Here is a 23,867-nt window from a genome sequence, read left to right on the forward strand (position 1 = left end):
TCAGGGTACAGGGCGAGGTTATTCGCCCTGTATTTTATCGAGCGCGATAGGCTGAGGGCGAGCACCCTGCCAGCCGGTTGAAGAAGCGGGCAAAATAGGCCGGATCTTTGAAGCCCAGATTATAGGCGGTCTCATGCACCGTAAAAGCGCTGAACAGCAGCATACGTTTGGCCTCACGCAGCATCCGGTCGAAAATCAGCCGCTTCGGTGACCGATTGGCAAAGCGGCGACACAAATCATTGAGGCGTGATTCCGTCACCCCCAGCGCCTGGGCATATTCCGGCACCGGCAGATGATCGCGGAAGTGTTCATCCACCATCTGATTAAAGCGCTGGAACAGTTTCAGCTCGCTGCGCATCCCGCTGGCCGCCTTGTCTTCCAACGAAGTATTACGCAGCAGTAACGTAAATACCGCCTGCGCCAATAATACCAGCGTCTGTTCACGGCCCATCATCTTCTGGCTGAATTCACGGCGGATCAGTGCCCAATAATGGCTGAGCGCCGCCAGTTCCTGCGGCGCATCGGCCAATGAGAGGCAGATACCCGGCATATCCAGCGTCAGGCTGCTGCCGGGGTATAACCGCTCCAGCACCGGCCAGATCAGCTCCTGGCGCACCGTCAGCACATGGCCATCGCTGTCCGGTTCGGTGAAAAAGGCATGCGGCACCGAAGGCGGCGTCAGGATAAATAAAGGCGCTTGCACCGAATAGTGCTGATCGTCGAGCTGCAGCTCGATCTTGCCGGTTTCCAGAAAGTGCACCTGAAAAAAGCTTTCATGCCAATGCACCTGCATATCACGGCCGAAAAACGCCGCCAGGCCCGCGAAGGTTTCGTAGTGCACTTCATCGGCGGCGTAATGCGCGTCATACTCTTTGCAAATATCGATATTGACGATAAAGCCGGTATTTTTCTGCACGTTGTCCTCCGGTGATGAGAAGAGCGGGGGTTCAAATGCTACCCCCTGATTTTTTAATTTAAGGCGTGGCACGCGGCCGCGAATCTTTCATCGGGATACGCCATACCAGCACGGCACCGATAATCAGCAACGCCGAAACAAAATACAGCCCGGAGTTGAAACTGCCGGTGACGTCCTTAAACCAGCCGATCAGCAGCGGGCTGACCGCCGAACCGATATTGCCGGTAGCGTTGATCACCGCAATCCCTACCGCACGCGCCTCAAAGCTAATCGACTGATCGGGCGTGGTCCAGAAGATCGCCATCGCCGTAAAGGAGCCGACGGATGCCATCACAATCCCCAGCAGTTGGATCATGCTGTGGTTGGTGGCCGAAGCCAGCAGCCAACCCGCAGCGGCAAACAGGTAGGGCAACGCGGTGTGGTATTTACGCTCCTGCAACCGATCCGAACGTTTACTCCACCAAATCATACCGGCGATAGTACAGATCTGCGGGATCGCCGCCAGAATGCCGATGACAATGTTACTGCTGCCCTGATTAAAGCTTTGCAGGATCTGCGGCGTCCAGATATTGATGGCGCTCAGGGTGTTGGTCAGGCAGAAATAGGCCAACGTATACATCAGCACCACTGGCGTCAGCACTTCACGCCACAGGCTGCGCTGCTGCAAAGCCCGATGGCTACTCGGCCCTTCCGGCTGCACCAGTTGCAGTTTATCCGCCTCCATCATCGCCTGCAGGCTGCTTTTCTCTTCGTCCGTCAGCCATTTGGCTTTGGCTGGCGTATCGTCGAGATAGAACCACACCACCACACCCAGGATCACCGATGGAATGCCTTCCAGCAGGAACAGCCATTGCCAGCCTTTCAGGTTCATCATGCCGTCCATCGCCAGAATGTAGCCGGACACTAGCGAACCCAACGCCATGGTTACCGGCATGGCAATCATAAACAACGCATTGGCACGGGCGCGGTAGAACGCCGGGAACCAGTAGGTGAGATAGACCAGGATCCCCGGCAGGAAGCCCGCCTCGGTGATACCGACGATCATCCGCAGGATATACAGGCTGGTTGGCCCGGTGGCGAACATGGTGCAGGTGGAAGCGATGCCCCACAGCACCATAATGGTGGCGATCCAGCGCCGTGCACCTACCCTGCTCAGCATCATGTTGCTGGGGATGCCGAAAATCACGTAGGTGACATAAAACAGCGTTGCGGCCATGCCGAACATGGTGGAGCTAAGACCGAGGTCTTGCTTCATGGTCAAACCGGCAAACCCGATGTTGATGCGGTCAAGAAACGAGAAAACAAACAACACAAATAAGAAAATAATCAGGCGCCGAAATAACTTTTTAATCACCGACTGCTCGGTAGCGGTTAACGCTTTATGTTGCTGTGCCGGGTTGAACGGTTTCAGCGAATCGACGTTGCTCATAGTGACTCCGATTAGTAGACGCCCGGGGATTGCTCTGCCGGTTTGCCACGCTTGAATTGACTTGCCAAGGATTCAGCCGCCCGCGCCAGCAGAGTGGTATCCACCCCAACGGCAACGAACAGCGCGCCAGACTCCAGATAATGCCGCGCCAGTTCCCTCTGAGCAGTCAGAATGCCAGGAGCTTTGCCAGCAGCGCTGATGCGTGCGATGGCATCATCAATGGTGCGTTGCACTTCCGGGTGCTGCGGATTGCCCGCAAACCCCATATCGGCACTGAGATCCGCCGGGCCGATAAACACACCGTCCACGCCTTCCACCTGCAAAATGGCATCCAAATTGCTCACCGCTTCACGGGTTTCGATCTGCACCAGTACGCACATCTGGCTGTCGGCCTGCTGCAGATAGTTAGGCACCCGGTTCCAGCGTGATGCTCGAGCCAGCGCACTGCCCACGCCACGGATACCGTGTGGCGGATAGCGGGTGGCGCGCACTGCTGCCAGTGCCTGTTCAGCGTTCTGGATCATTGGGATCAGCAAGGTTTGTGCCCCCACGTCCAGCAGTTGTTTGATCAGCACCGCATCGTTCCAGGCCGGGCGCACCACCGGATGGCTGGGATAAGGTGCCACTGCCTGCAGTTGGCTAAGCACCGTCTGCACGTTGTTCGGTGCGTGTTCACCGTCGATCAGCAGCCAGTCGAACCCGGCTCCGGCCAGCAGTTCGGCGCTGTAGCTGCTGCATAGCCCTAGCCACAGGCCGATCTGCGGGCGTTTGTCCCGCAAGGCCTGTTTAAATTGGTTAGTTAGCATTGTGTTCTCCATTAGGTATTTCCCCCTCACCCCAACCCTCTCCCTCAGGGAGAGGGAGCAATCGCTGCTCTTGATTAGCCTTTGCACCACCGCCCCAACGAACTCGATCCGTCCCCTCTCCCTCAGGGAGAGGGAGCAATCGCTGCTCTTGATTAGCCTTTGCACCACCGCCCCAACGAACTCGATCCGTCCCCTCTCCCTCGGGGAGAGGGAGCAATCGGCGCACTTGATTAGCCTCTGCACCACCGCCCCAACGAACTCGATCCGTCCCCTCTCCCTCGGGGAGAGGGTCAGGGTGAGGGGGAGCGATCAGACAAACCTGCAGCTGATGCAGCCCATTGGGCCGTAATCCGCATGGAAAGTGTCGCCACGGCGCGCGGGCACCGGCCGGGTGAAAGAGCCCCCAAGAATGATCTGTCCGGCCTGCAGTTCCACGTCATACGGGAACAGCTTATTCGCCAGCCACGCCACGCCGTTGGCCGGGTGATTCAGCACCGCCGCCGCCACGCCAGACTCTTCAATCACCCCGTTGCGATACAGCAACGCACTGATCCAGCGCAGATCCAGCGCGTCCGGCTTGATCGGCCGCCCGCCCATCACCACACCGGCATTGGCGGCATTGTCAGAGATGGTGTCGAACACCTTGCGGGGCCGCTGGGTTTGCGGATCGACGTTGTGACTGCGCGCATCGATAATCTCCAGCGCCGGGATCACATAGTCGGTGGCGTTATACACATCAAACAGCGTGCAGTTCGGCCCGCGCAGCGGTTTCGCCAGCACAAACGCCAGTTCCACTTCCACGCGCGGCACAATGAAGCGATCGAAAGGAATGTCGCTGCCGTCGTTGAAGAACATGTCGTCCAGCAGCGCACCGTAGTCCGGCTCGGTGATCTGCGAACTCATCTGCATGGCGCGCGACGTCAGGCCGATCTTGTGGCCTTTCAAGGTGCGCCCTTCGGCGATCTTCAGCTCAACCCATTGGCGCTGGATGGCATAGGCATCTTCGATGGTGATCTCCGGGTGATCCAGCGACAGCGCACGGATCTGCTCCCGATTCTTTTCCGCCTGATGCAGGCGCTGCACGGCTCGGCTCAGTACGTCTTTATCCAGCATGGATGGCCCTTCCTCTTCTTCAGTTTTTACTAAACAGCGCGTGGACGTTGTTCTGCTTGTAATTCAGCACCGGATCCAGCTCTTCCAAGGTGAAAGAGAGCGCCAGATAGCGCTTGGCCATCAGCGCGGCGAAGTGATCCTTGATCAGGATGAACAGCATTTCTGCCACCTGTTGGCGGCTTTCCAGGCTGCGGCCATGGCCGATCTTCAGCGTCATATGCACAAAGGCATAGTTCTGCTTGCCGTCAGCCATCTGCCAGGTATCCAGCCAGATGGCGCGGCTGCGGATGCCCGCCAGCGGGAAAATGCCGGTTTCTGCCAGCGCGTGATGCACCTTGGCAAACAGCGCGGGCAAATCCGCCTCCCGGCGGATGTTGTCAGTACATTCAGCATAAAAGTGGGGCATCAGGCACCTCAGGCTTCAGCAGGGAGTGGGAATACGGCATTCACCTGCCCGGTACCAGAGCTGGCAAACAGCGGGGTGACAAACTCCACCTCGCCTGCGTACTTATCCCAGCCCAACAGGCCGAGCAGCATCACGGTGTCGTGCATGTTGCCTTCGCCATAGCAGTAGTTGGCGTACTCCGGCAGCATTTCGCAGAACTCGCTGAAGCGCCCGGCTTTCCACAGTTGCACCACGCGTTCGTCCATCTGCTGATCGAACTGGCGGGTGTAGCTGTTCATGCCTTGTTCGGCGCGCTGATCGTCGATAAAGCGGTGTGACAGCGAGCCGCTGGCCAGTACCGCCACGGTGCCGTCGTATTTCTCGATCGCGGTTTTGATCGCTTCGCCCATGCGGCGGCTGTCGGCAAAGTCATGCACGGTGCAGAAGGCAGAAATGGACACCACCTTGAAGTGCCGATCGCTGTTCATGTAACGCATCGGCACCAGCGTGCCGTATTCCAGCTCCAGGCTTGGGATCTCGTGCGCCTTGGCGCGCACCCCGAGCTTGCAGGCTTCTTCGGCGATCAGGTGGCCCAGCTCCGGGTTACCGTCGTACTCATAATCCATATCGCGAATGAAGTGCGGCAGTTCGTTGCTGGTATAGACCCCTTTAAAGTGCGAGGTGCAGTTGATGTGGTAGGCGCTGTTCACCAGCCAGTGGGTGTCGAACACGATAATGGTGTCAACGCCCAGCTCACGGCAGCGCGCGCCGATCTCTTTATGGCCGGCGATCGCCGCCTGGCGGCAACCGTGGTGCTTGCCCGGCAGCTCAGACAGATACATGGAAGGAACGTGTGTGATCTTTGCGGCTAATGCTAACTTACCCATATCGATATCCTCACTTGAAAACTTATCGGGTTTTCATAGTCAAAGCCCACACGGAACCGTAGAAAGTAGGGGTATTGGGGCCGGTCAGGCTAATGCTGGTCAGTTAAGCGCAAAGCTGCATAATAATGCATCAATGGCTCAAGGCATCGCCCCCTCTCCCTGTGGGAGAGGGCCGGGGTGAGGGGCAAGTCGTGCGGTGATTGTCCCCTCACCCTAACCCTCTCCCCAAGGGAGAGGGAACTGGTTAGCCTTAACTGATGAGAATTAGCCGGTCAGGCCCTCATTTATCGGTATCCGGTTCCGCCTGTGGGGGAAATGTCTGTTACACCCCCCAGCGTGGGATCGGGTGATCCCCCATGGAGATACAGACGTTTTTCATTTCGGCAAACACTTCAAAGCTGTACTCGCCCCCTTCGCGGCCGGTGCCGGAGGCTTTCACCCCGCCAAACGGCTGACGCAGGTCACGGACGTTCTGGGTGTTGACGAACACCATACCGGCCTCAATATTGCGGGCCAGACGCAGCACCTTGCTCACATCCTGCGTCCAGATGTACGACGCCAGGCCGTACTCCACGTCGTTGGCCATGCGCAGGCCGTCTTCTTCGGATTTGAACGGCAGCAGGCAGGCCACCGGCCCGAAAATCTCCTCCTGCGCAACGCGCATACGGTTGTCGACATCCGCCAGCACCGTTGGGCGTAGGAAGTTGCCGTGGCTCAGGCCCGCCGGTTTGTCCGGGCCGCCCGCCAGCAGGGTTGCCCCCTCTTCGATGCCCAGGCGGATATAGCCAGACACTTTCTCCCAGTGCTGCGGGCTGATCAGCGCCCCCACCTGGGTGTTTGGATCCTGCGGATCGCCCACGCGCAGGCGGTTGGCACGCTCGGCAAAGCGTTTGACGAATTCCGGGTAGATGCTTTCCTGAATAAAGATGCGTGAACCGGCGGTGCAGCGCTCACCGTTGATTGAGAAGATGGTGAACAGCGCGGCGTCCAACGCGCGCTCAATGTCGGCATCTTCAAAAATCAGCACCGGCGATTTACCCCCCAGCTCCATCGAGAATTTCTTCAGCCCGGCGCTTTCAATAATGCGGCGACCGGTAGCCGTACCGCCGGTGAACGACACCGCGCGCACGTCTTTATGACGCACCAGCGCATCTCCTGCGCTAGCACCGTAGCCCTGCACCACGTTCAGCACCCCAGCCGGAATACCGGCCTCCAGCGCCAGTTCGCCCAGACGATCGGCGGTCAGCGGCGACAGCTCGGACATTTTTAGCACTGCGGTGTTGCCCAACGCCAGGCAAGGCGCGGTCTTCCAGGTGGCGGTCATGAACGGCACGTTCCATGGCGACACCAGCGCACACACCCCTACCGGCTGGATCAGCGTGTAGTTGAGCATCTTGTCGTCCACCGGGTAGGTGCGGCCGTTCATCTGCTGACAGATTTCGGCAAAGAACTCAAAGTTATGTGAAGCACGCGGGATCAGCACGTTTTTGGTCTGGTGGATCGGCAAACCGGTGTCGGCGGTTTCCATCTCGGCAATCTGCGGCACGTTTTGGTCGATCAGTTCCCCCAGGCGGCGCATCAGGCGCGCGCGCTCTTTCATCGGCGTATTGGCCCACTTCGGGAAAGCCTCTTTGGCGGCAGCTACCGCCTGATCGATCTCCAACTGGCCGCCGGAGGCCACTTCCGCCAGCACTTCACCGTTAGCCGGGTTAGTGGTGGTGAAATACTCTTTACTGGCGACGTTTTTACCGTTGATCCAATGGTTGATGGTTTTCATCGCAGGCTCTCCTCGTACTCTTTTTCACTGATAATGTGGTTGACCAAGCGGCCAATGCCTTCAATCTCCACCACCACTTCGTCGCCCGGTTGCACATCGGCCAAGCCTTTCGGCGTGCCGGTGGCGATCATGTCGCCCGGCTGCAGCGTCATAAATTCGCTCAGGTAAGCAATCAGGAAGGGGATGTCGAAGATCATATCGGCGGTGGTGCCGCGCTGGCGCAATTCGCCGTTGACGTAGGTGCTGAGCACCAGGTTGTGCGGATCGTTAACATCGTCACGATCGACAATGTAGGGGCCGATCGGCGTCAGGGTGTCGCGGCTTTTTACCCGCAGATTGGGCCGGTAGTAGTTTTCCAGGTAATCGCGGATCGCGTAGTCGTTACACAGGGTGTAGCCGGCCACGTACTCCAGCGCCTGTTCGCGGCTGACGTTGCGCGCGGTTTTACCGATCACCGCCACCAGCTCGGCTTCGTAATGCATATAGTCGACGCCCGCCGGGCGCACCGATACCTGGCGGTGGCCGGTCAGAGTGTTGGGCCCTTTCAGGAATACCAGGGGTTCCTCTGGCGCTTTAAATTCCAGCTCACTGGCGTGGTCGGCATAGTTCAGGCCGAGGGCAAACACCGTACCTTCCGCAGGCGGTAGCCACTCGACGTCGTATTCATCTAGCTTGCTGCCGTCCGGTAGCGTGACCTGTAAGTGCTCATCAACGGTGACGTTAACAATCTGGCCATGATGGCGGATACGAGCATGTTTCATGATTATTCTCCTACCTGCATCACGCGGTTAGTCAGGGCTGGTAAAGCTGAACCTACGGCACGCACCGTCACCCGATCGCCCGGTTTGATTTCCACCCGCTGGTGCGGCGTGCCAATCAGCACTGCATCACCCGGCTGCAGGGTAATGAAATCACTGATGGCGGCGATCAGTTCCGGCACCGAACGCACCAGATCGGCAGTTGACCAGCGATCCTGCTCGACCCCGTTGATTTCGGTAACGATCTCCAGGCGATCCACATTGTTCAACGGCACCACTTCGCCGAGCGGGCAAAAACCGTCGCGGCATTTAGCTTTGATCGCCGGGCGGTAAAAGCTGGTTTCCGGCAGGCTGACGTCGTTCGCCAGCGCATAACCGGCAACATAATCAGCCACCTTCGCCACCGGCACCTTACGCGCGGTGGTACCGATCACCACCGCCAAGGTCGCCCCACTCTGCACGGTTTCACCGGCCGGGAAGGGAATGCTGCCGCCGTTGATAAGATGGGTGTTGCGAGGTTTGATAAACCACACCGGCGTCTTCGGCGGGGTTTGATACGGGGCCGAGCGAAACGCCTGATCCCAGGCATCAAGCTGGCTGCGGTGATTCAGTGCAACGGAAAATACGGTGCCTTTCATAGAGACTCCTTCAAGGGCAAAACTGCGCAATCACTATTCATTAATATATTAATGATTACTTTTATACGCTGTTCAGCTTTTACGCAACGCGGTTAATTTAATTTGTGATCGCGATAACAAAATATTCACAAAGAAAAAACATTGCTGCTATTATTCAATTCGTTAACCTTTTTCAGCGCCTTTCTTCACCGCCGCCGGTACTTTTGCTTTCTTCGGCGTAAGAAAATTAGCTACTATTAAGTTATTAACAAAACTATCTCCTTCAACAGCAGAACGTATTGAAAGTAAAGGCCATACACATGCATGAATCGCTGACCATCGCCCTGTTGCAGGCGCGTGAAACCGCCATGGGGTTCTTCCGCCCGATCCTGAAAAGCCATAACCTGACGGAGCAGCAGTGGCGTATCATTCGCGTATTGGCCAAGAGCCGTTCGATTGAATTTCACGAATTAGCCGCGGCAACCTGCATTCTGCGCCCTAGCCTGACCGGCATTCTGTCGCGCATGGAGCGGGATAAACTGATCTTCCGTCTCAAACCGGTTAACGATCAGCGCAAACTGTATGTCTCGCTGACCCAGCAAGGCCAGGAGCTGTATGAGTTGGCGCGTCATCAGGTAGAACAGGGTTATCAGGAGATCGAAGCGGCGTTTTCACGCCAGAAGATGGAGCAATTGATGGGATTGCTGGATGAGTTGATCAAGCTCGGCGATCAACAGCCAGACAATCTGGCCGTTGATGCCAACGAGTAAGCACTCGAACCCGACGTAAAGCCGGTAACCTATTCTCTCAGGCCAGCGGGTAGCGAGTTATATTCAGGATCTGCGCATGAGCCCCCACGGCAAAGTTGCTCAACACATTGAAATCACTGCCCTGATAGCCGAGGATCTTGCCGTCGGTGCGCATCCCTTGCAGATCGATCAGCACCACGCCGAGCGTCGGCACAATCTTCTCACGCCAGACGAACAGGTAGAGCTTTTCCGCCACCTTCACATAGTGGCAGCGATCGACGTCCGCCAGCCCTTGCTCCACGCCATCCAGGCACTGCCAGGCATAGAAATTGTCATTCAGATAGATATGCTCGTAACGTTCTGTCGGGCTGTAGGTGTACAGATTACGCATGCCGATCAGTTCGTCGGTCAACTGTGGCAAGGCCGCAGCGCTTTGGTCTAAGCGGCCAAAGCGCAGCTGCACATTCACCGCCGTCAGCGGCAACCCCTGCTCGACCCGGCTAAAAGCATCCAACCGCACCTGGGGTTCATCCGGCAATTGGCCGTATACCGCAGTAAAGTTGCCCTGCTGGCGATCGCACACCAGCGTAATACTGCCGTTAGCGCACTGCGGATCGAGAAAATCGATAAACAGGATCCCCGGGCGGATGCTGGTGGCGCGGTAATCGACACGCAGTGCCCCCCAGCACAAGGTGTGATCGTCATTGAAACGGCAGTTCACCGTTTCCCCTGCGGCAAAACAGAAAGCCAGCTCAAGCCCCGCCAAATCTTGTTGCTCCAGCGTATGGCTATGCGGGGCGAAACCTTCTGCCAGCGCGCCAACCTGAATAAATACCGCTTCTGAACTCATCTGCTGCTCCTTACAAAGAGGTGAAAGCCAGGGTCGGAACATCGACAATCGTCGAACCACCATCCGCCACCAGCGTGGCGCCGGTAATAATCGATGCCTGCGGCGAGCAGAGAAAACAGCACACCTGCGCGATCTCTTCGGCGCTGGCCGGGCGGCGCAGCGGCACATCACGGCAAACCCGCTGATAAGCCTGTTCCAAGGTTAAATTGTGCGCCACCATCAGCGGCTGCATCTCTTCATCGGCCATCGGCGTGGTCACCCAACCGGGGCATACCGCGTTGGCACGCACACCCTGCGGGCCATAATCGCGGGCGATGGAGCGCATCAGGCCGATCAGCGCATGCTTGGCGGTCACGTAGCCGCACACCTCCGGCCCGGCGGCCAATGAGGCGATCGAGGCGACAAACAGCAGGTTGCCACCGCGGTTCACCAATTCCGGCAGGCAGGCGCGCGCGCTGGCAAAGGCGCTGTTAAGATTGCTGTCCAGCGCCTGCTGCCACTGGCCGTCACTCACTTCAGTGATGCGCCCCAGCCCCATGCCTCCGGCGCAGCCGATCAGGCAATCGATCCGTCCGGCCTGGGCTAAAATCGCCGGTAAGATCGCCTTCTGCCAGCTTTCACCACTGGCGGCATCGCCAACCACGGCCTGCGCACCTATCTCATCCGCCAGCGCGTTCAGCGGTTCACGGCGGCGGCCAACGATAAATACCCGGTCGCCCTGCTGCGCCAACAGCCGCGCGCAGGCGGCGCCAATGCCGGTGCCGCCCCCGGTGATCACCACCACTCTATTCATCGCATTTCTCCATCAGTTGGCCGATCATCAGGAAACTGCTCAACAGCAAACGCCGCTGCTCGGCCTCCAGCCGCAGATAACGACGGCTGGCGGGGAGGCGGCTCACCACTTCGGAAGCGGCAAAATGCTCAATATCCAACTGCCAGCCACCGTCTTGCACGCTGAGCGTGGCGCGGCGGAAATCGAGCTTCTCCAGGGTGGCCCCGATTTGTGGGTATTGCCGCAGCATGGTCAGCAGCCGCTGGGCGCTGCCATGTTTGGCTTTGGTGCGATAAATCACGCCATTACGGCGCAGCCAACCGCCGGTGATAATCTGCAGCACCAGCGGCTCAGCGAAGGCCGTGCGGCCGCGCAGGCGAAAACGGTGGGTGACAATATGCGCCAGAAACAGCGATTGCACCTGCTCGCAGACGTCGATCACCGGCCCCTGCGGCAGCGTGAGCCGCAGTTGGCTGGCCGCCAGCCGCTCACAGGCGTATGGCCGCAGGTTATTGCTCAGGCGATCCAGCGTTCTCCCCGGCTGATAGCCGGGAGGATCGCGCCGCCAGAAACGGTTAAGAGAGGGAAGTAAGCCGATCAAACTCCACCTCCTCGTTTTCCGCTTTGGCAAAAGCGCTCTCCAGCACCTCTTCAACCGGTACCGGTTTGAACGGATTGACCTTCTGCACAAACAGCGTCCAGAACAACGCGTAGGCGGAAGTCAGGCCGATCATGATGCCAAACGGGATATAGACATCGCGCGGGTTCATCCCCGGCGGCGTGATGTAGAAGATCGCCAGCACAATGCCGATGCTGGAGACGATCTGCGGCAGCGGGAACCACGGCGACTTATAGGCGCGCGGCAGATCCGGGCGGCGGATGCGCAGGATCACCACCGAGCAGGTGACCAGCAGATAGGCCACGCCCCAGGCGCACACCGCCGCCAGCACCATCGGCATAATACGATCCAGATTGCCCTGGATGGCAAAGGCATGCACGCAGGGGATCAGCACTGCGGCGGCGATCGCCACCACCGGCGTTTTAAAACGTGGGTGCAGGTAGGCAAACATGCGTGGCATCGCGCCGTCCAGCACCATGCCGTAGATAATGCGCGGCACCGCCGCCATCAGGGTGTTAATGGTGGCCGCCCCGGCCAGCAGCAGCCCGACGCCCAACCAATATTTGCCGAAATTCCCCATCACCTGGCCAGCAAACGCCGGGATAGCCATCGGCGTATCCAGCAGATGAACGCCATTAGCGGCATCCACCACCACGTTTTCCACCTGATGACTGAGCGCTGCGCCGTACAGCGCCATGCACAGCGCCACGCCACACAGCCCCAGCGACATGGCACGCGGGATGACGCGGTGGGAACGTTTGATCTCCGGCGCCATCGGCGTCACCAGTTCGCAGCCGACAAACATAAACATCGCCATGCCCACCAGGCTGAATACCGCCACCGGATCGCCAACATTTAGCGTGCTGCCAAACCAGCCCTCCAGCGGCACCGCGTGGGGTAACAGTAAGCCGCTGATCGAGAAGATCATCAGCGTGGTCCACATGCAGAATGTCAGCACCACTTCAGCCTTGCCAAAGGCTTCGATACCCAGCGCGTTCAGCAAACCAAAGATGATCACCAGGCCAACGCCGACCATCCATGAGCTGTTGTGGCTTTCCATCAGGGTGTTGAGATGCTCAAAATTCACCAGCGCCATGATGCCGGAAAGGATGGTTTCAGCGGTGCCAGCAAAGATATGCACGATCAGGTAGGCAGACAGCGTGCCGGTAATGGCAAAAAACCGCCCCATGCCGCAGGAGATATAGTCATACACCGAGCCGGTGGTTGGCAGGATCGCCGCTGCTTCAGAGAAGGTGGTGAGCTGCGCTTGCATCATGATAAAGGCGATCAGCATCGCCAATGCGAAGGTGTCGCCACCGATGCCAAAACCGCTGGTCACGGTCAGGATCACCGGGCTGGCCATTATCACCCCAACCGAACTGGCTAACGTGGTGGGGAACCCGACCTTGCCCCGTTCAAGCTGGGCATGGAGCCGTGATGACAGGTTCATGGTTACTTCCTCTTTATAGTTTTTGACCCGGTGTTGCTAGCTGGTGTTGTGGCTGCGCATCAGCAGCGATCTCACTATAGAAAGGAAAGGAAAAGGCTGACTATCGTCCTTAAGGACGATAGGGGGTCACTTGTGGAAAACATCATGCAGGTACGGCGCATTTGCTTCTCTATGCCGGTATGAATAATGTACGCCTATTACCTCAAAATATTTAAGGATAACGCGATGACCATACAGGGATTAAGAACCACATTGCTGTGCACCTCGCTGGTTTTAACCTGCCCAGCCTATGCCACAACGCAGGTACAGGAGGTTAAGCTCAATGACGTGACGGTGTTTATTCGCGGAGCCGAGCTATTCAATAGCGCAAAAGTCACCTTACCGGCGGGTGAAAGCGAAGTGGTATTCACCAATATCGCCAGCGGGGTGAATGAACAAAGCCTGATGCTGGATGCCGATAACGGGGTGGTGGTTCAATCCTCCAGCGTCAAGCGCGACTTTCTCACAGAGAATATCTCGCCGGAAGTGGTGCAACTGACCACGCAGATCGAAGCGGCAACCCGCGAACAAAGCCAATTGAACGTGCAGCGGGAAGTGATCCAGGCGCAGCTCTCGGTGCTGGAAAGCAATAAAGCGCTGGGCGGCGAGAAAGAAGGCGCTTCGGTTGAGCAAATTAACCAGATGCTTGAGTTGGTAAGCAAGCGCATGAGTGAGGCGCTGCTGGCGGATATTGATATCAAGGAAAAGATCGCCGCCATCGATAAAAATATCGAAAAACTGAACAGTCAGCTTGAGGAGGCGCAGCAAAAAACCGGCCAAGCGGTGAATCAGGTGGTGGTGAAGTTTTACACCCCGAAGGCCGTGACCAGCGATATTAAATTATCCTACGTGATTCAGGATGCAGGCTGGGTACCCACCTACGATGTGCGGGTAGAAAATATCAATCACCCGGTGAAGCTCAGCTATAAAGCCAACGTCTTTCAGAACAGCGGCATTAACTGGAATAAAGTGAATCTGACGCTTTCCAGCGGCAACCCCAGCGAAGGCGCGCAGGCCCCGCGTTTAGCCCCCTGGTATCTCGATCTGTATAAAGATTATGCACGCAGCAAGAGGGTAGCCCAAGAAGTGCCAATGCCCGCCATGGCCCCCGCGCCGATGGCCGATGCGTCCACCGCTACCCTGGCAGGGGAGCTGGTGCAAAAGGCTAACCGTAAATCCCTGTCGGAATATGTGGTCACCGATGTCGGCGGTGTTAATACCCGTTTCAGCATTTCCTTGCCGTACAATATTGCCGCCGATGGCAAAGCTCATGCGGTATTGATTAAAGATGTCGATGTACAAGGCGATTACCGCTATATGGTGGTACCCAAACTGGAGCAGGATGCGTTTTTGCAGGTTCAGCTAAAAGATTGGGAAAACCTCAATCTGCTGCCGGGTAAATCGAGCATTTTCTTTGAAGGTTCTTTTGTCGGGCAAGGAGAGATCAATATCAAGAACGCCAAAGAAACGCTGGATCTGTCTTTAGGCCGGGATAAGAAAATTATTATTAACCGTGAGAATGACAAACAGCTCACCGCTAAATCCGAGTTTTTTGGTAATTCAGCCAGCCAGCAATATTCCTACGTCATGGAGGTTAAAAACACCCGTAAAGAGCCAATTAAGCTGGTGGTGCTGGATCAGGTACCGATTAGCCGTGATTCATCCATTACGGTCGATGGCCTCAGCTACGACGGTGCCAATTACAATAAAGATACCGGCGAAGTCCAATGGGTGCTGGATCTGGCCCCGAATCAGGCCCGTAAACTGGGGTTATCCTATACGGTGAAATACCCGAAAGACCAACGGGTTAACGGGCTATAGCCTAATGCCGGTCAGTTAATGCGTGGCCGGTTGAGGCGAGATGAACAGCAACGTTAATTGAGCCGCGCCGTCCGGCAACGGAGGCGCAGCAAAGGCACCCGCGCAACGGGCAGGCCATGTTAAGCGTAGGCGCGGGTGCAAGGCCCCGCCTTGGGCCCTGCAATTGCCGTTCACTGTCGTTTCATCGAGTGGCGTTTTTTACGGCAATTCCCATGACCCCTGCCTAACATAGACGAACGCGCTATGTGTAAGAAACCGCGCTGTAGGAAAGACTTACGATCCCCTTTTACCCCACAAAAGGCTGGCTATCGTTCTTAAGAACGAGGCCATCCCGGCATGAATGCTATTTGTAGCACGCCGCAGCACCAAATCCGCCGCAGGTAAAACCCGCAGAAACCGTTGTAAATTCAGCGGGAAACTGCAAAATCATTTTTATTAATGTGTTAATGAAAAGGGTAAAGATAAGAAGGAAATAGCCCACCCAATAATACCGGGGATATTGTTATTAATGTATTTTCTTGCAATCACGCTCACGTTGTTAATATGTTTTTATTGTGTTAATAACTTGCTATAACTATGCTCAAAACGTTCATATATTGCGCAGCACTGAACCTATACCACCAGCGATCAAGGGAGGAAAATGAATCATGCCAGCCACATCATCCCCCGTGCGTAACGACGCTTTTATCTCAAGCTGTCTGAATACCATTGCGCATCTGATCCCGGTTTCTGCGGCGGTATTCTATCTGGTGGATCCGGATCTGCAGCCCGATCATTACATCCTGCATGGCATTTCCGATCACACTCACCAGCAATATCTGAATCACTTTCAGCAGTTTGATCCGCATCGCCCCGCCAATTTCCACCAGCAGGAAAGCACCGTGGTGGGGATGAGCCCGGCAGCCTTCGCCAATAACAGTCACTACTATCACGACTTTATGCTGCCAAACCAAATGCGCGATATGACAGAGATTTTTATCCGCCAGCGCAAACGGATCATTGCCGGGGTTTCCCTGATCCGCGATACACCATTCACCGAGCCCGAACGCAGCCGATTGCGGGCGATCATGCCGCTGATCGAACTGGCCACGCGCGATCTGCTGCCCGACGCAGAAACACCGCTGCTCACCGCCAAAGAGCAGGAGATCGTCAATATGGTGCGAGAAGGGGCGAGCAATAAGCGCATTGCCCTGAAGCTGGGGATTTCACTGTCGACGGTGAAAACGCATATGCGCAATATTTTTGCCAAAACGGCAGTGGTTAGCCGCACGGAGCTGGTTGCCCGCGGCTTTATCGCTCACGGCTGATCCATTTTAACCACTCAACGTTGAGCAATAAGCACCGGTATTAATGCCCTCTACCGGGCAAGGCTTCCATATATTCAAAAAACGGCGTTACGGATATTTATGGATGAAAATCAAGGATATTTATTATGTCCAAACACTCAATCGCAATGCCTACCGTTGATCCTACTGGCTTCGCCGCACAAGCCGCGCCGTTTAACAGGCACTATAAGGTGAAAAGAAAAACCGGTTTCTTCTTTGATGAACGCGGCTTCTGGCAAAGCTCTGGCCTGTCGCGCCAGCTCAGCCTGTTAAGCGCCGAACTGGCAGAGGAAGAGGAGCGGTAGCAAACTGGTGATGGTTCATGAGGGCGGTTATGCCGAAGCCTACGTGCCGTTCTGCGGGTTAGCGGTAATGGAGGAACTGAGCGGAATACGCACCGAAGTGCAGGATCCGCTGCTGGGGTTTATTCAGCAACAGCAGCCTAGAGAAGCTTTCAACCAGTTCCAGCGCGCGGCACTTGATAGGTTGGCGCGGGAGTTTGATCTGTAATTCCTGTTTAGAGGCGTGGATATCCACGCCTCTAACAGCATAACTAGCGAATAAACCGGAAAGTCTTCGACTGGCACGGCGCAAGCTGGCCGAAGTCGCCGTTTACCGCGTTCTGTTGCGCCAACGGCTGTTCATCCATGCCGGTTTCCAACCACGCCTGCGGCGGTTGTTCCAGCGTGAGCTGCCCGCCGATCGTCACCTGTTCTGAAGGGTTGTAGACGCGGATGATCAGGGCTTCGGCATCTTCGGCCTTCTTCAGCACGCTGAGCACCGGGCCAGATTCCGCCATCGACAGCAGGCTAAAACGCAGCGGGGTGCGGAATGCCGCCAGGTTCAGCTTCATCGCATCGAACGGGATCTTGTTGTAGCAACGCACCGGCGTGACATAGGCTCGCGCCTGCTGCATCACGCCCGCCTGATGCGGATCGCCCGCAAAGCTGAACAGGCTGAAGCGGCAGTGCAGTTTGCCACGCATCTGCGAATCCGGCGTCGGCAGTTTGATGCCGGAAGGGCGGCCTGGACGCAGCAGTAACTCTTCCTTGCCCAGCACGCCGACCGAGCGGAACAGCGTCAGCGCAAAGGTATCGCGGCGTTCACCGACAATCTCAAACTCGCGCAGCCCTTCGGTGAACAGCGCCAAGCCATGGTGCCGATCGTGCAACGCGGCAAAGTTCATCAGTTGCCACACCGGGATCGGTGCTTCCTTCCAGCCTTCTTGCTGCCAATACGCCATCGCCGGATCGTCCACCGGGCGGGTAATGCTGCCAAACTGGTTATCCGCCAGCACGGTTTCGCTGGCAAACGGCGTTGGGATCAGCACGCGCACGCGGTGATCGTCGGCCTGATTATCCAGTTGCATCTCAATATCGATGCGGCGGCTATCGTGCGCCAGCGTGATCTGGCACTGCACGTCCAGATAGCCGTCGGTTTGGCGTTCGGCGCGCTGTTGCAGATTGGCGGGCAGCGCCATACGCAGTGCCAACGTGGCGGTGCTTTGCCAGGCTTCGTGGCGGATGGCGGTGGTCACAGCGCTCTGCGTGGAGTAGATCAACCACTCCTGGCGGGAAGGAGAATAGTCGTATTCGTCGCCGTCGTCCGAGCCGTCTTCCAGTTGCAGCACCTGTTGGTAGCGGCAGCCGGTCTGCTTATCTTCAATATCCAGCGTGCCGTTAGCATTCAGGCCGATGCGGTAATAGCGGTTTTCCAGCAGGTCCGCTGGCTGCGCCGCAGGTTGGCGCTGAACCCCGGTCTGATTGGCGTGGATATGCAGAGTGCAATAACCCATTGCCGGTAAACTTTGGCGCAGCTGAATATCGTATTCCATAAACGGATCGTAGTTACCGTAATGGACGATTTGGCGATCCACCAAGCCTGGGTCGATCTCCCGTGCGGCACGAATAAAGTACTCCACCGGCTGGCCCTGGTCGTCCACCAGCGAGAACTGCTGGGCACGAATGCGGATGGTGGTGTTGATCACCTCTTCACGGGCGTAAGGCAGCAGGTTGAAGAAGGTCAGTTTGTCGGCCACCTGACCTTCCGCATCGCTGTGCTGCACCGGCATGTTGTCGACAATCTTGCGCATATAGAAGCGCACCAGATTTTCGGCCATGTCATCCGCCAGGATAAAGCGCGTCATGATCTCCTGATGCACCTTGTCGCTACAGCAGCAGCCGATGCTGTCGTGCGCGTGGTTTTTCAGGATCTCTTTCCACATTTTCTCCAACAGGCCGTGGTGATATTCGAAGCCCAACGACCAGGCGATCGCCGCCAGCGGTTCGAGAATATTGACGATCTTGTTCTCGATCTCCGCGTGGGCGATCTTGATGTCCATGCGGGTAGAGGAGATAGTGCGGTGCACGCGCATGTACTTGCCGTCGTTGAATTCACCTTTCAGCGTCGCCAAACGTTCACGGCTGGCTTCGATGCGCTCAAACACTTCTTCAAAACGGCTCATGACAAATTCGCGCTGCGGGTAGATCTCGCGCAGCTTGGCCATCACCGAGAAGATATTCTGCTGCAGCGGCATCTGATCGTGGCCGTTGGGCAGCAGGATGTCTTGGGTAACCGAGGCGTTTTCCAGCACCTTGAAGTAGCTGTCCAGCCGCTTGCGCAGCCCGGCTTCATCTTCCGGCAGATATTTACCGATGGCGTAGCCCAACGGCAGCACCTGCGCCGCCACTTCGCTGCCGTCGTTGCTCTGCCACAGGAATTCGGTTTTGTCGGTGCCGTGGCGCTCGGAGCAACCACGCCAGAACATGGCACGCGTGATGCCAAAGCCGTTGAAGATGTGCGGTAGCTGCGAGGACATGCTGAAAGAGTCCGGCAGGTAACCAATCTTCATCGGCTCACCGAAAGCTAAACAATCGCGCATACCGTACATCAGGTTGCGGACGATGGATTCACCGGAGACCACCATGGTGTCGGTCTGGGTATACCACGGGCCGATAATCAGCTTGCCCGCCTGCACCAGCGCCTTCACCCGCTCGGTGTTTTCCGGCTTGATGGCAAAATAATCTTCCAGCACCGCCGTTTGCCCGTCCAGCACATAGAACCGGTACTCGGGATCGGTTTCCAGCCGGGTCAGGATCTCTTCCATATTGTTAATCAGCAGGATGCGTGACTCCTCGGTGGTAAAATACCACTCACGATCCCAGTGCATATGCGGCGTTATATGAACTCGTGATACTGCTTTCATCTTCAATTCCTAAATAGGGCAGCGCATTCAATAGACTGCCAATCAGTTAACGCTAAACCGTTCGAGGTGAGGCTGCTAGCTCATCACCCCGGCCCTCTCCCCAGGGAGAGGGGGAACACTATTTCCCCCGCAACACCGACTCAGTTCCCTCTCCCAGAGGGAAAGGGTTAGGGTGAGGGGAAATGCGAACCCGAAATTACTGCGGCTGAGCAATAGTGTATTTGCCCTGCTTCATCGCCTGACGCCGCCAGAGGATCAGCACCAGGGTGGAAATCACCGTGCCAATCAGCGCCGCACCCAGCCAGATAGCCGCCGCCAGCAGCCCGCCCAGCCCATTGTCATGCAGCAGGAACAGCGAGAAGATCCCCGCGCCCGGCGTCGACAGGCCGATGCCCATACCCCCCACCAGCGCGCCGGTGACTACCGATCCCACCAGGAAAGAACCGATCACCCGCAGCGGATCTTCAATCGCCATCGGGATAGCCCCTTCGGTGATGCCCGCCAGGCCCAGCAGCCAGGTGGATTTACCGGTTTCGATTTCAAACTGCTGGAACAGGCGCGGTGCCAGCATCGTCGAGGCGGTAACGGTAAAAGCAGACACCATTTTGACCGCGCCGAAGATCGCGTAGGGGCCGAACACGCCGTTGGCCATCGCCCCCAGGCAGAAGGCATAAGCCGCCTTGTTCACCGGGCCGCCGAGATCGAACGAGCACATAAAGCCGAGGATCGCCCCCAGCACTAGCGCATTGGTGCCGGACAGGCCGTTGAGCCAGCTGGTCAGGCCGTTGTTCAACCAGGCCACCGGCTGGCCAATCACAAACAGCATCAGGCTGCCCGCCACCAGGGTGCCTATCACCGGGTACAGGTAAAACGTCAAGAAACCGTTGAAGTTCGGGCTGAGGCGCACATGGGCTTTTACCCAACGCATCAGATAGCCAGCGATCAAACCGCCAACCACACCACCGAGAAAGCCGGAGCCGATCATATTTGCCGCCAGCCCGGCAGCAAAGCCGGGGCCCAGCGCCGGTTTGTCGGCCAGCGAATAGGCGGTGTAAGCAGCCAGCACCGGCACCATCAGGGTGCCGAGCATGCCGCCACCCAGTTTGCGATACATCCACAGCCAGGAGTTCTCCTGGTCGAACAGATGTTGCAGGCCGAGGATCTGTGCCAACAGCACCGCCACCGCCAGCACCGTACCACCCGCAACGATCAGCGGCACGGCAAAAGAGATACCGCTCAGCAGCGCCTGCTTGAGTTCGGTTTTCACACTCGGTTTCTGTGCAGGTACATCCTGCTGCTTGACGCGTTCGGCACCGTTGCCGGATTTGCCCGCTTCCAGCGCCTGGTTAAGAATGCGTTCAGCATGTTTGATCGGTTCCGCCACCGGCGTTTCAATGCGCGGAATGCCGTTGAAGCGTTCCACCTCTTTGATCGCCACCTCAGCGGCAAACACGCAGGCGGTGGCCCGATTCAGTTGCTCGGCCGTCAGGCGGCCTTCGATGCCGTTGGCACCCTGTTTTTCCACGTAGACGTTAATGCCGAGCTTGCGCCCCGCCTTTTCCAGATATTCCGCCGCCATATAAGTATGGGCAATCCCCGCCGGGCAGGCGGTCACACACACGATCGTTGGCTGGGCAGCATCCTGCTGCGGTTGTTCAGGCTCTGCAGCATCTTGGGACAACAGGGCCAGCAGCTGTTCCGCCGTGGTGGCCTGCAATACCGCCGCACGAATATCGTCATCCACCAGCGCGGTAGTCAGCGTGGTAAGCAATTGCATATGGGTGGAACCGGCCTGATCTTGCGGGATCGCCAGCAGGAAGATCAGGTTGACGCTTTCCGGGCCATCAATGCCTTCCCAGTCAATCGGGGTTTTCAGCGTAGCGACGGCAAATGCCGCCTCTTTAACCGTGTCGCTTTTACCGTGCGGCACCGCCAGCCCTTCCCCCAGAGCCGTAGGGCCCTGCGCTTCGCGGGCGAATACCGCCTGCAGGAAAGCCTCTTTGTCGTGCAATTTTCCTTGTGCGGCCAGTTGATCGGCCAGCAGATGAATGGCCTGATCGCGCCCTGCAAACTCCGTTTGCAGGTTTATCAGGCTGGGGTGGGTCAGGCTGCTCAGGTTCATCGCTATCCTCGGTTTAACTACTTTCGCTGCGGAGCCAACATGGCTCCATCACCAGACAGGTGACGATCATAACAAGCAATACCATACTACTTTGTGATCAATTTCAAATCATCACCATTTTTGTATTAAATTTGTATTAATTCATATCCATGACAATTAAATGCTAATTCAATCAGAACAGGGGTTATTGTTTTGTTTCTCACGGTACCAAGGCTAGAATGCTGGCAGAAAGCCATACCACCACCGGGGATGCCAACATCTTGAGCAAGAAGCCTATTTATCGCCAGATTGCGGATACTCTGCGCCAACAGATTGCCAACGGCGAACTGAAGCCAGGGGATGCACTGCCGACAGAAGCCCTGTTGCGTGAACAGTACGGCGTCAGCCGGGTGACGGTGCGCCAGGCGCTGAAGTTGCTGACCGAAGAGCGGGTGATCGAAAGCCTTCAGGGCAGCGGCTGGTATGTGAAGGAAGAGCGGGTTAATTACGATATTTATCAGCTGACCAGTTTCTATGAAAAGCTGGCGGACCGTAACGTGGAAACCCACAGCGATGTGCTGATCTTTCAGGTCACCCAAGCCAGCCCGGCGATCGCCGAAGCGCTACGTCTGACCACCGACGATAAGGTGTATTACGTCAAGCGGGTGCGTTACATCAAGCAGAAGCCGGTTACGCTGGAAGAAACCTGGATGCCGTTGGCGCTGTTCCCCGATCTCAGTTACGAGGTGATGCAAAAATCCAAGTATCACTATATCGAGCAGGTGAAAAAGCTGGTGATTGACCGTAGCGAGCAGGAGATTATTCCGGTGATGCCCTCCGAAGATGCGGTGAAGGCGCTGGGGATTGATGCCCAAAAGCCGGTTCTGGAGAAAGTCTCCACCGGTTTTCTGAGTGATGGCACGGTATTTGAGTTCAGCCGTAACGTCTTTAAAAGCGAAGACTACCGATTCACCCTAGTGGCAAAACGGGGGCGTTAAGTAGCAAAAAAAGCGCCCGCAGGCGCTTGAGGTTGATGACAAAGTCGCTTTTGAACCCGAGATACTCGGGCCTAGCGCACCGAGGGGCGCTCCGGCGGCTTACGCCGCTACGACCCCTTCGGCACGCTCTCCCTAATAACGGGCTTTGTCAGCAGTCTGAAGCGCCCGCAGGCGCTTTTAATCTATCAAAACTATCAACCAACGCGGACCGGGTACCCCAAACGCGCGTCAACGGCAGACTTAACTTCATTCTGGTCAACGCTCGGATCCATCAGCGTTTTGCCAACGGCTTGAGAGAAGATGATCGGCACCGGCTCTTTAGACTTCAGCTCTTCTTCGCTGGAAGACAGTGGATTATGCACTTCCAGATAACGTGAACCGTCCGGCTCAACGGTGGCTTTCACTGGCTCATTGATAAACTGCACGCGGGTGCCGACCGGCACGCTGTCGAACAGGTATTTGATGTCGTCAGCACGCAAACGCACGCAGCCATGACTCACGCGCAGGCCGATACCGAAATTGGCATTGGTGCCGTGAATGGCATACAGGCGGCCGACGTACAGCGCGTACAGCCCCATTGGGTTATCCGGCCCGGCAGGGTATACCGCTGGCAGGATCTCGCCCTCAGCCGCATACTCTTCACGCATTTTGGCGGTTGGCGTCCAGGTTGGGCCGTCTTTCTTGCGCTGTACGCTGGTGATCCAGTTTAGCGGAGTGTCTTTACCCAACTGACCGATACCAATCGGCAGCACTACCACGGTATTGGTGCCTTTCGGATAATAGTACAGACGCATTTCAGCACTGTTGATGATGATGCCTTCACGTGGTGCATCCGGCAGGATCAGCTGATGTGGAATGGTCAACGTGCTGCCCGGTAACGGCAGGAACGGATCCACGCCCGGGTTGGCTTCCAACATATTGCTCAGGCCCATCTGGTACTGAGCCGCAAAGCTCTCCAACGGCAGTTTGCTGTCTGCTGGCACGGTAATCTGGATATTTTCGCCAACCAGACGACTATTCTTGGCTGGCAAAGGGTATACAACGGCGAGGGCTGCATGGCTAAACGCAGCCAGTGCCGTAAACAGGGTTAATAACGCGCGAATGCTCATTTTCATCTTCGTATTAGAGTGGTGGCCGCACTGGCTATGATTAATAAGTATTTATACCCAAGCGACTTCAAGTTGCAGATAGGCGGCAACTGAGTGACAAATCGGTCTTTGACCGATTTGAACAGCGCTTGCGCTGGCCCT

At 56.9% G+C, this 23,867-nt stretch carries 21 protein-coding genes and 1 pseudogene; 6 read left to right on the forward strand and 16 right to left on the reverse strand.

Annotated features, from left to right (window positions below; genetic code table 11):
* Positions 1-34: 34 nt before the first annotated feature.
* The 9 genes from hpaA to BMI79_RS13460 form a co-directional block, all read right to left on the reverse strand.
* Positions 35-916 carry a 4-hydroxyphenylacetate catabolism regulatory protein HpaA gene (gene hpaA, locus BMI79_RS13415; RefSeq protein ID WP_076942633.1) on the reverse strand — a complete coding sequence of 294 codons (882 nt, stop codon included), beginning with the start codon at positions 914-916 and terminating at the stop codon, positions 35-37.
* Positions 917-974: 58 nt separating this feature from the next.
* Positions 975-2,345, reverse strand: coding sequence for a 4-hydroxyphenylacetate permease (gene hpaX, locus BMI79_RS13420; protein WP_076942634.1), 1,371 nt, complete (start codon positions 2,343-2,345; stop codon positions 975-977).
* 11 nt (positions 2,346-2,356) lie between these two features.
* Positions 2,357-3,151, reverse strand: coding sequence for a 4-hydroxy-2-oxoheptanedioate aldolase (gene hpaI / locus BMI79_RS13425; RefSeq protein WP_076942635.1), 795 nt, complete (start codon positions 3,149-3,151; stop codon positions 2,357-2,359).
* A gap of 309 nt (positions 3,152-3,460) precedes the next feature.
* Positions 3,461-4,264, reverse strand: a complete 804-nt coding sequence (gene hpaH / locus BMI79_RS13435; protein WP_076942637.1) for a 2-oxo-hept-4-ene-1,7-dioate hydratase — start codon at positions 4,262-4,264, stop codon at positions 3,461-3,463.
* Between the two features lie 19 nt (positions 4,265-4,283).
* Positions 4,284-4,670, reverse strand: coding sequence for a 5-carboxymethyl-2-hydroxymuconate Delta-isomerase (locus tag BMI79_RS13440; RefSeq protein WP_076942638.1), 387 nt, complete (start codon positions 4,668-4,670; stop codon positions 4,284-4,286).
* 8 nt (positions 4,671-4,678) lie between these two features.
* Entirely contained in the window at positions 4,679-5,536 is an 858-nt protein-coding gene (hpaD, locus tag BMI79_RS13445; RefSeq protein WP_076942639.1) for a 3,4-dihydroxyphenylacetate 2,3-dioxygenase, read from the reverse strand.
* Between the two features lie 322 nt (positions 5,537-5,858).
* Positions 5,859-7,313: a 5-carboxymethyl-2-hydroxymuconate semialdehyde dehydrogenase gene (gene hpaE / locus BMI79_RS13450; RefSeq protein WP_076942640.1), complete on the reverse strand. Its 1,455-nt coding sequence runs from the start codon at positions 7,311-7,313 to the stop codon at positions 5,859-5,861.
* Positions 7,310-8,074: a fumarylacetoacetate hydrolase family protein gene (locus tag BMI79_RS13455; protein ID WP_076942641.1), complete on the reverse strand. Its 765-nt coding sequence runs from the start codon at positions 8,072-8,074 to the stop codon at positions 7,310-7,312. Before BMI79_RS13455 ends, hpaE begins: the two co-directional genes overlap by 4 nt.
* A 2-nt stretch (positions 8,075-8,076) precedes the next feature.
* Positions 8,077-8,709: a fumarylacetoacetate hydrolase family protein gene (locus tag BMI79_RS13460; protein WP_076942642.1), complete on the reverse strand. Its 633-nt coding sequence runs from the start codon at positions 8,707-8,709 to the stop codon at positions 8,077-8,079.
* Positions 8,710-9,008: 299 nt separating this feature from the next.
* Here BMI79_RS13460 and hpaR point away from each other — a divergent pair, with 299 nt between their 5' ends.
* The gene (gene hpaR / locus BMI79_RS13465) at positions 9,009-9,458 is read left to right on the forward strand and encodes a homoprotocatechuate degradation operon regulator HpaR (protein WP_076942643.1); all 450 of its coding nucleotides are present in this window, start codon (positions 9,009-9,011) and stop codon (positions 9,456-9,458) included.
* 37 nt (positions 9,459-9,495) lie between these two features.
* Here hpaR and BMI79_RS13470 read toward each other — a convergent pair whose 3' ends face one another.
* Genes BMI79_RS13470 through BMI79_RS13485 form a run of 4 tightly spaced genes read right to left on the reverse strand, consistent with a single transcriptional unit; the run spans position 9,496 to position 13,128 of the window.
* The gene (locus BMI79_RS13470; RefSeq protein ID WP_076942644.1) at positions 9,496-10,287 is read right to left on the reverse strand and encodes a MoaF C-terminal domain-containing protein; all 792 of its coding nucleotides are present in this window, start codon (positions 10,285-10,287) and stop codon (positions 9,496-9,498) included.
* A 10-nt stretch (positions 10,288-10,297) separates the two neighbouring features.
* The gene (locus BMI79_RS13475) at positions 10,298-11,080 is read right to left on the reverse strand and encodes an SDR family NAD(P)-dependent oxidoreductase (RefSeq protein WP_076942645.1); all 783 of its coding nucleotides are present in this window, start codon (positions 11,078-11,080) and stop codon (positions 10,298-10,300) included.
* Positions 11,073-11,660 carry a DUF3156 family protein gene (locus BMI79_RS13480; protein ID WP_076942646.1) on the reverse strand — a complete coding sequence of 196 codons (588 nt, stop codon included), beginning with the start codon at positions 11,658-11,660 and terminating at the stop codon, positions 11,073-11,075. Before BMI79_RS13480 ends, BMI79_RS13475 begins: the two co-directional genes overlap by 8 nt.
* Entirely contained in the window at positions 11,635-13,128 is a 1,494-nt protein-coding gene (locus tag BMI79_RS13485; protein ID WP_076942647.1) for an APC family permease, read from the reverse strand. The genes BMI79_RS13480 and BMI79_RS13485 overlap by 26 nt, the downstream gene beginning before the upstream one ends.
* 225 nt (positions 13,129-13,353) lie before the next feature.
* Here BMI79_RS13485 and BMI79_RS13490 point away from each other — a divergent pair, with 225 nt between their 5' ends.
* The 4 genes and pseudogenes from BMI79_RS13490 to BMI79_RS13505 form a co-directional block, all read left to right on the forward strand.
* The gene (locus BMI79_RS13490) at positions 13,354-14,988 is read left to right on the forward strand and encodes a DUF4139 domain-containing protein (RefSeq protein ID WP_076942648.1); all 1,635 of its coding nucleotides are present in this window, start codon (positions 13,354-13,356) and stop codon (positions 14,986-14,988) included.
* A gap of 647 nt (positions 14,989-15,635) precedes the next feature.
* Positions 15,636-16,295, forward strand: a complete 660-nt coding sequence (locus BMI79_RS13495; RefSeq protein ID WP_076942649.1) for a helix-turn-helix domain-containing protein — start codon at positions 15,636-15,638, stop codon at positions 16,293-16,295.
* A gap of 125 nt (positions 16,296-16,420) precedes the next feature.
* Positions 16,421-16,618 carry a hypothetical protein gene (locus BMI79_RS13500; RefSeq protein WP_076942650.1) on the forward strand — a complete coding sequence of 66 codons (198 nt, stop codon included), beginning with the start codon at positions 16,421-16,423 and terminating at the stop codon, positions 16,616-16,618.
* A pseudogene (locus BMI79_RS13505) lies at positions 16,614-16,823 on the forward strand (class II histone deacetylase); the annotation flags it as partial. The gene BMI79_RS13500 and the pseudogene BMI79_RS13505, both read left to right, overlap by 5 nt.
* 43 nt (positions 16,824-16,866) lie before the next feature.
* On the opposite strand, the gene mngB reads toward BMI79_RS13505, so the two are convergent.
* Together mngB and mngA are read right to left on the reverse strand one after the other, a co-directional pair.
* Positions 16,867-19,518 (reverse strand): mannosylglycerate hydrolase, encoded by a 2,652-nt coding sequence (gene mngB, locus BMI79_RS13510; RefSeq protein ID WP_076942651.1) that lies wholly within the window; start codon positions 19,516-19,518, stop codon positions 16,867-16,869.
* 196 nt (positions 19,519-19,714) lie between these two features.
* A complete protein-coding gene (gene mngA, locus BMI79_RS13515; RefSeq protein ID WP_076942652.1) occupies positions 19,715-21,640 on the reverse strand; it encodes a PTS 2-O-a-mannosyl-D-glycerate transporter subunit IIABC in 1,926 nt (641 codons plus the stop codon).
* Between the two features lie 260 nt (positions 21,641-21,900).
* Here mngA and BMI79_RS13520 point away from each other — a divergent pair, with 260 nt between their 5' ends.
* Entirely contained in the window at positions 21,901-22,617 is a 717-nt protein-coding gene (locus BMI79_RS13520) for a GntR family transcriptional regulator (protein WP_095996137.1), read from the forward strand.
* 194 nt (positions 22,618-22,811) lie between these two features.
* Here the strand turns inward: BMI79_RS13520 and BMI79_RS13525 are convergent, their stop codons facing one another.
* Positions 22,812-23,732 carry a L,D-transpeptidase family protein gene (locus tag BMI79_RS13525; RefSeq protein ID WP_076942654.1) on the reverse strand — a complete coding sequence of 307 codons (921 nt, stop codon included), beginning with the start codon at positions 23,730-23,732 and terminating at the stop codon, positions 22,812-22,814.
* Between the last annotated feature and the right edge of the window lie 135 nt (positions 23,733-23,867).

The organism is Serratia oryzae (assembly GCF_001976145.1).
Classification (GTDB): Bacteria; Pseudomonadota; Gammaproteobacteria; order Enterobacterales; family Enterobacteriaceae; genus Chania; species Chania oryzae.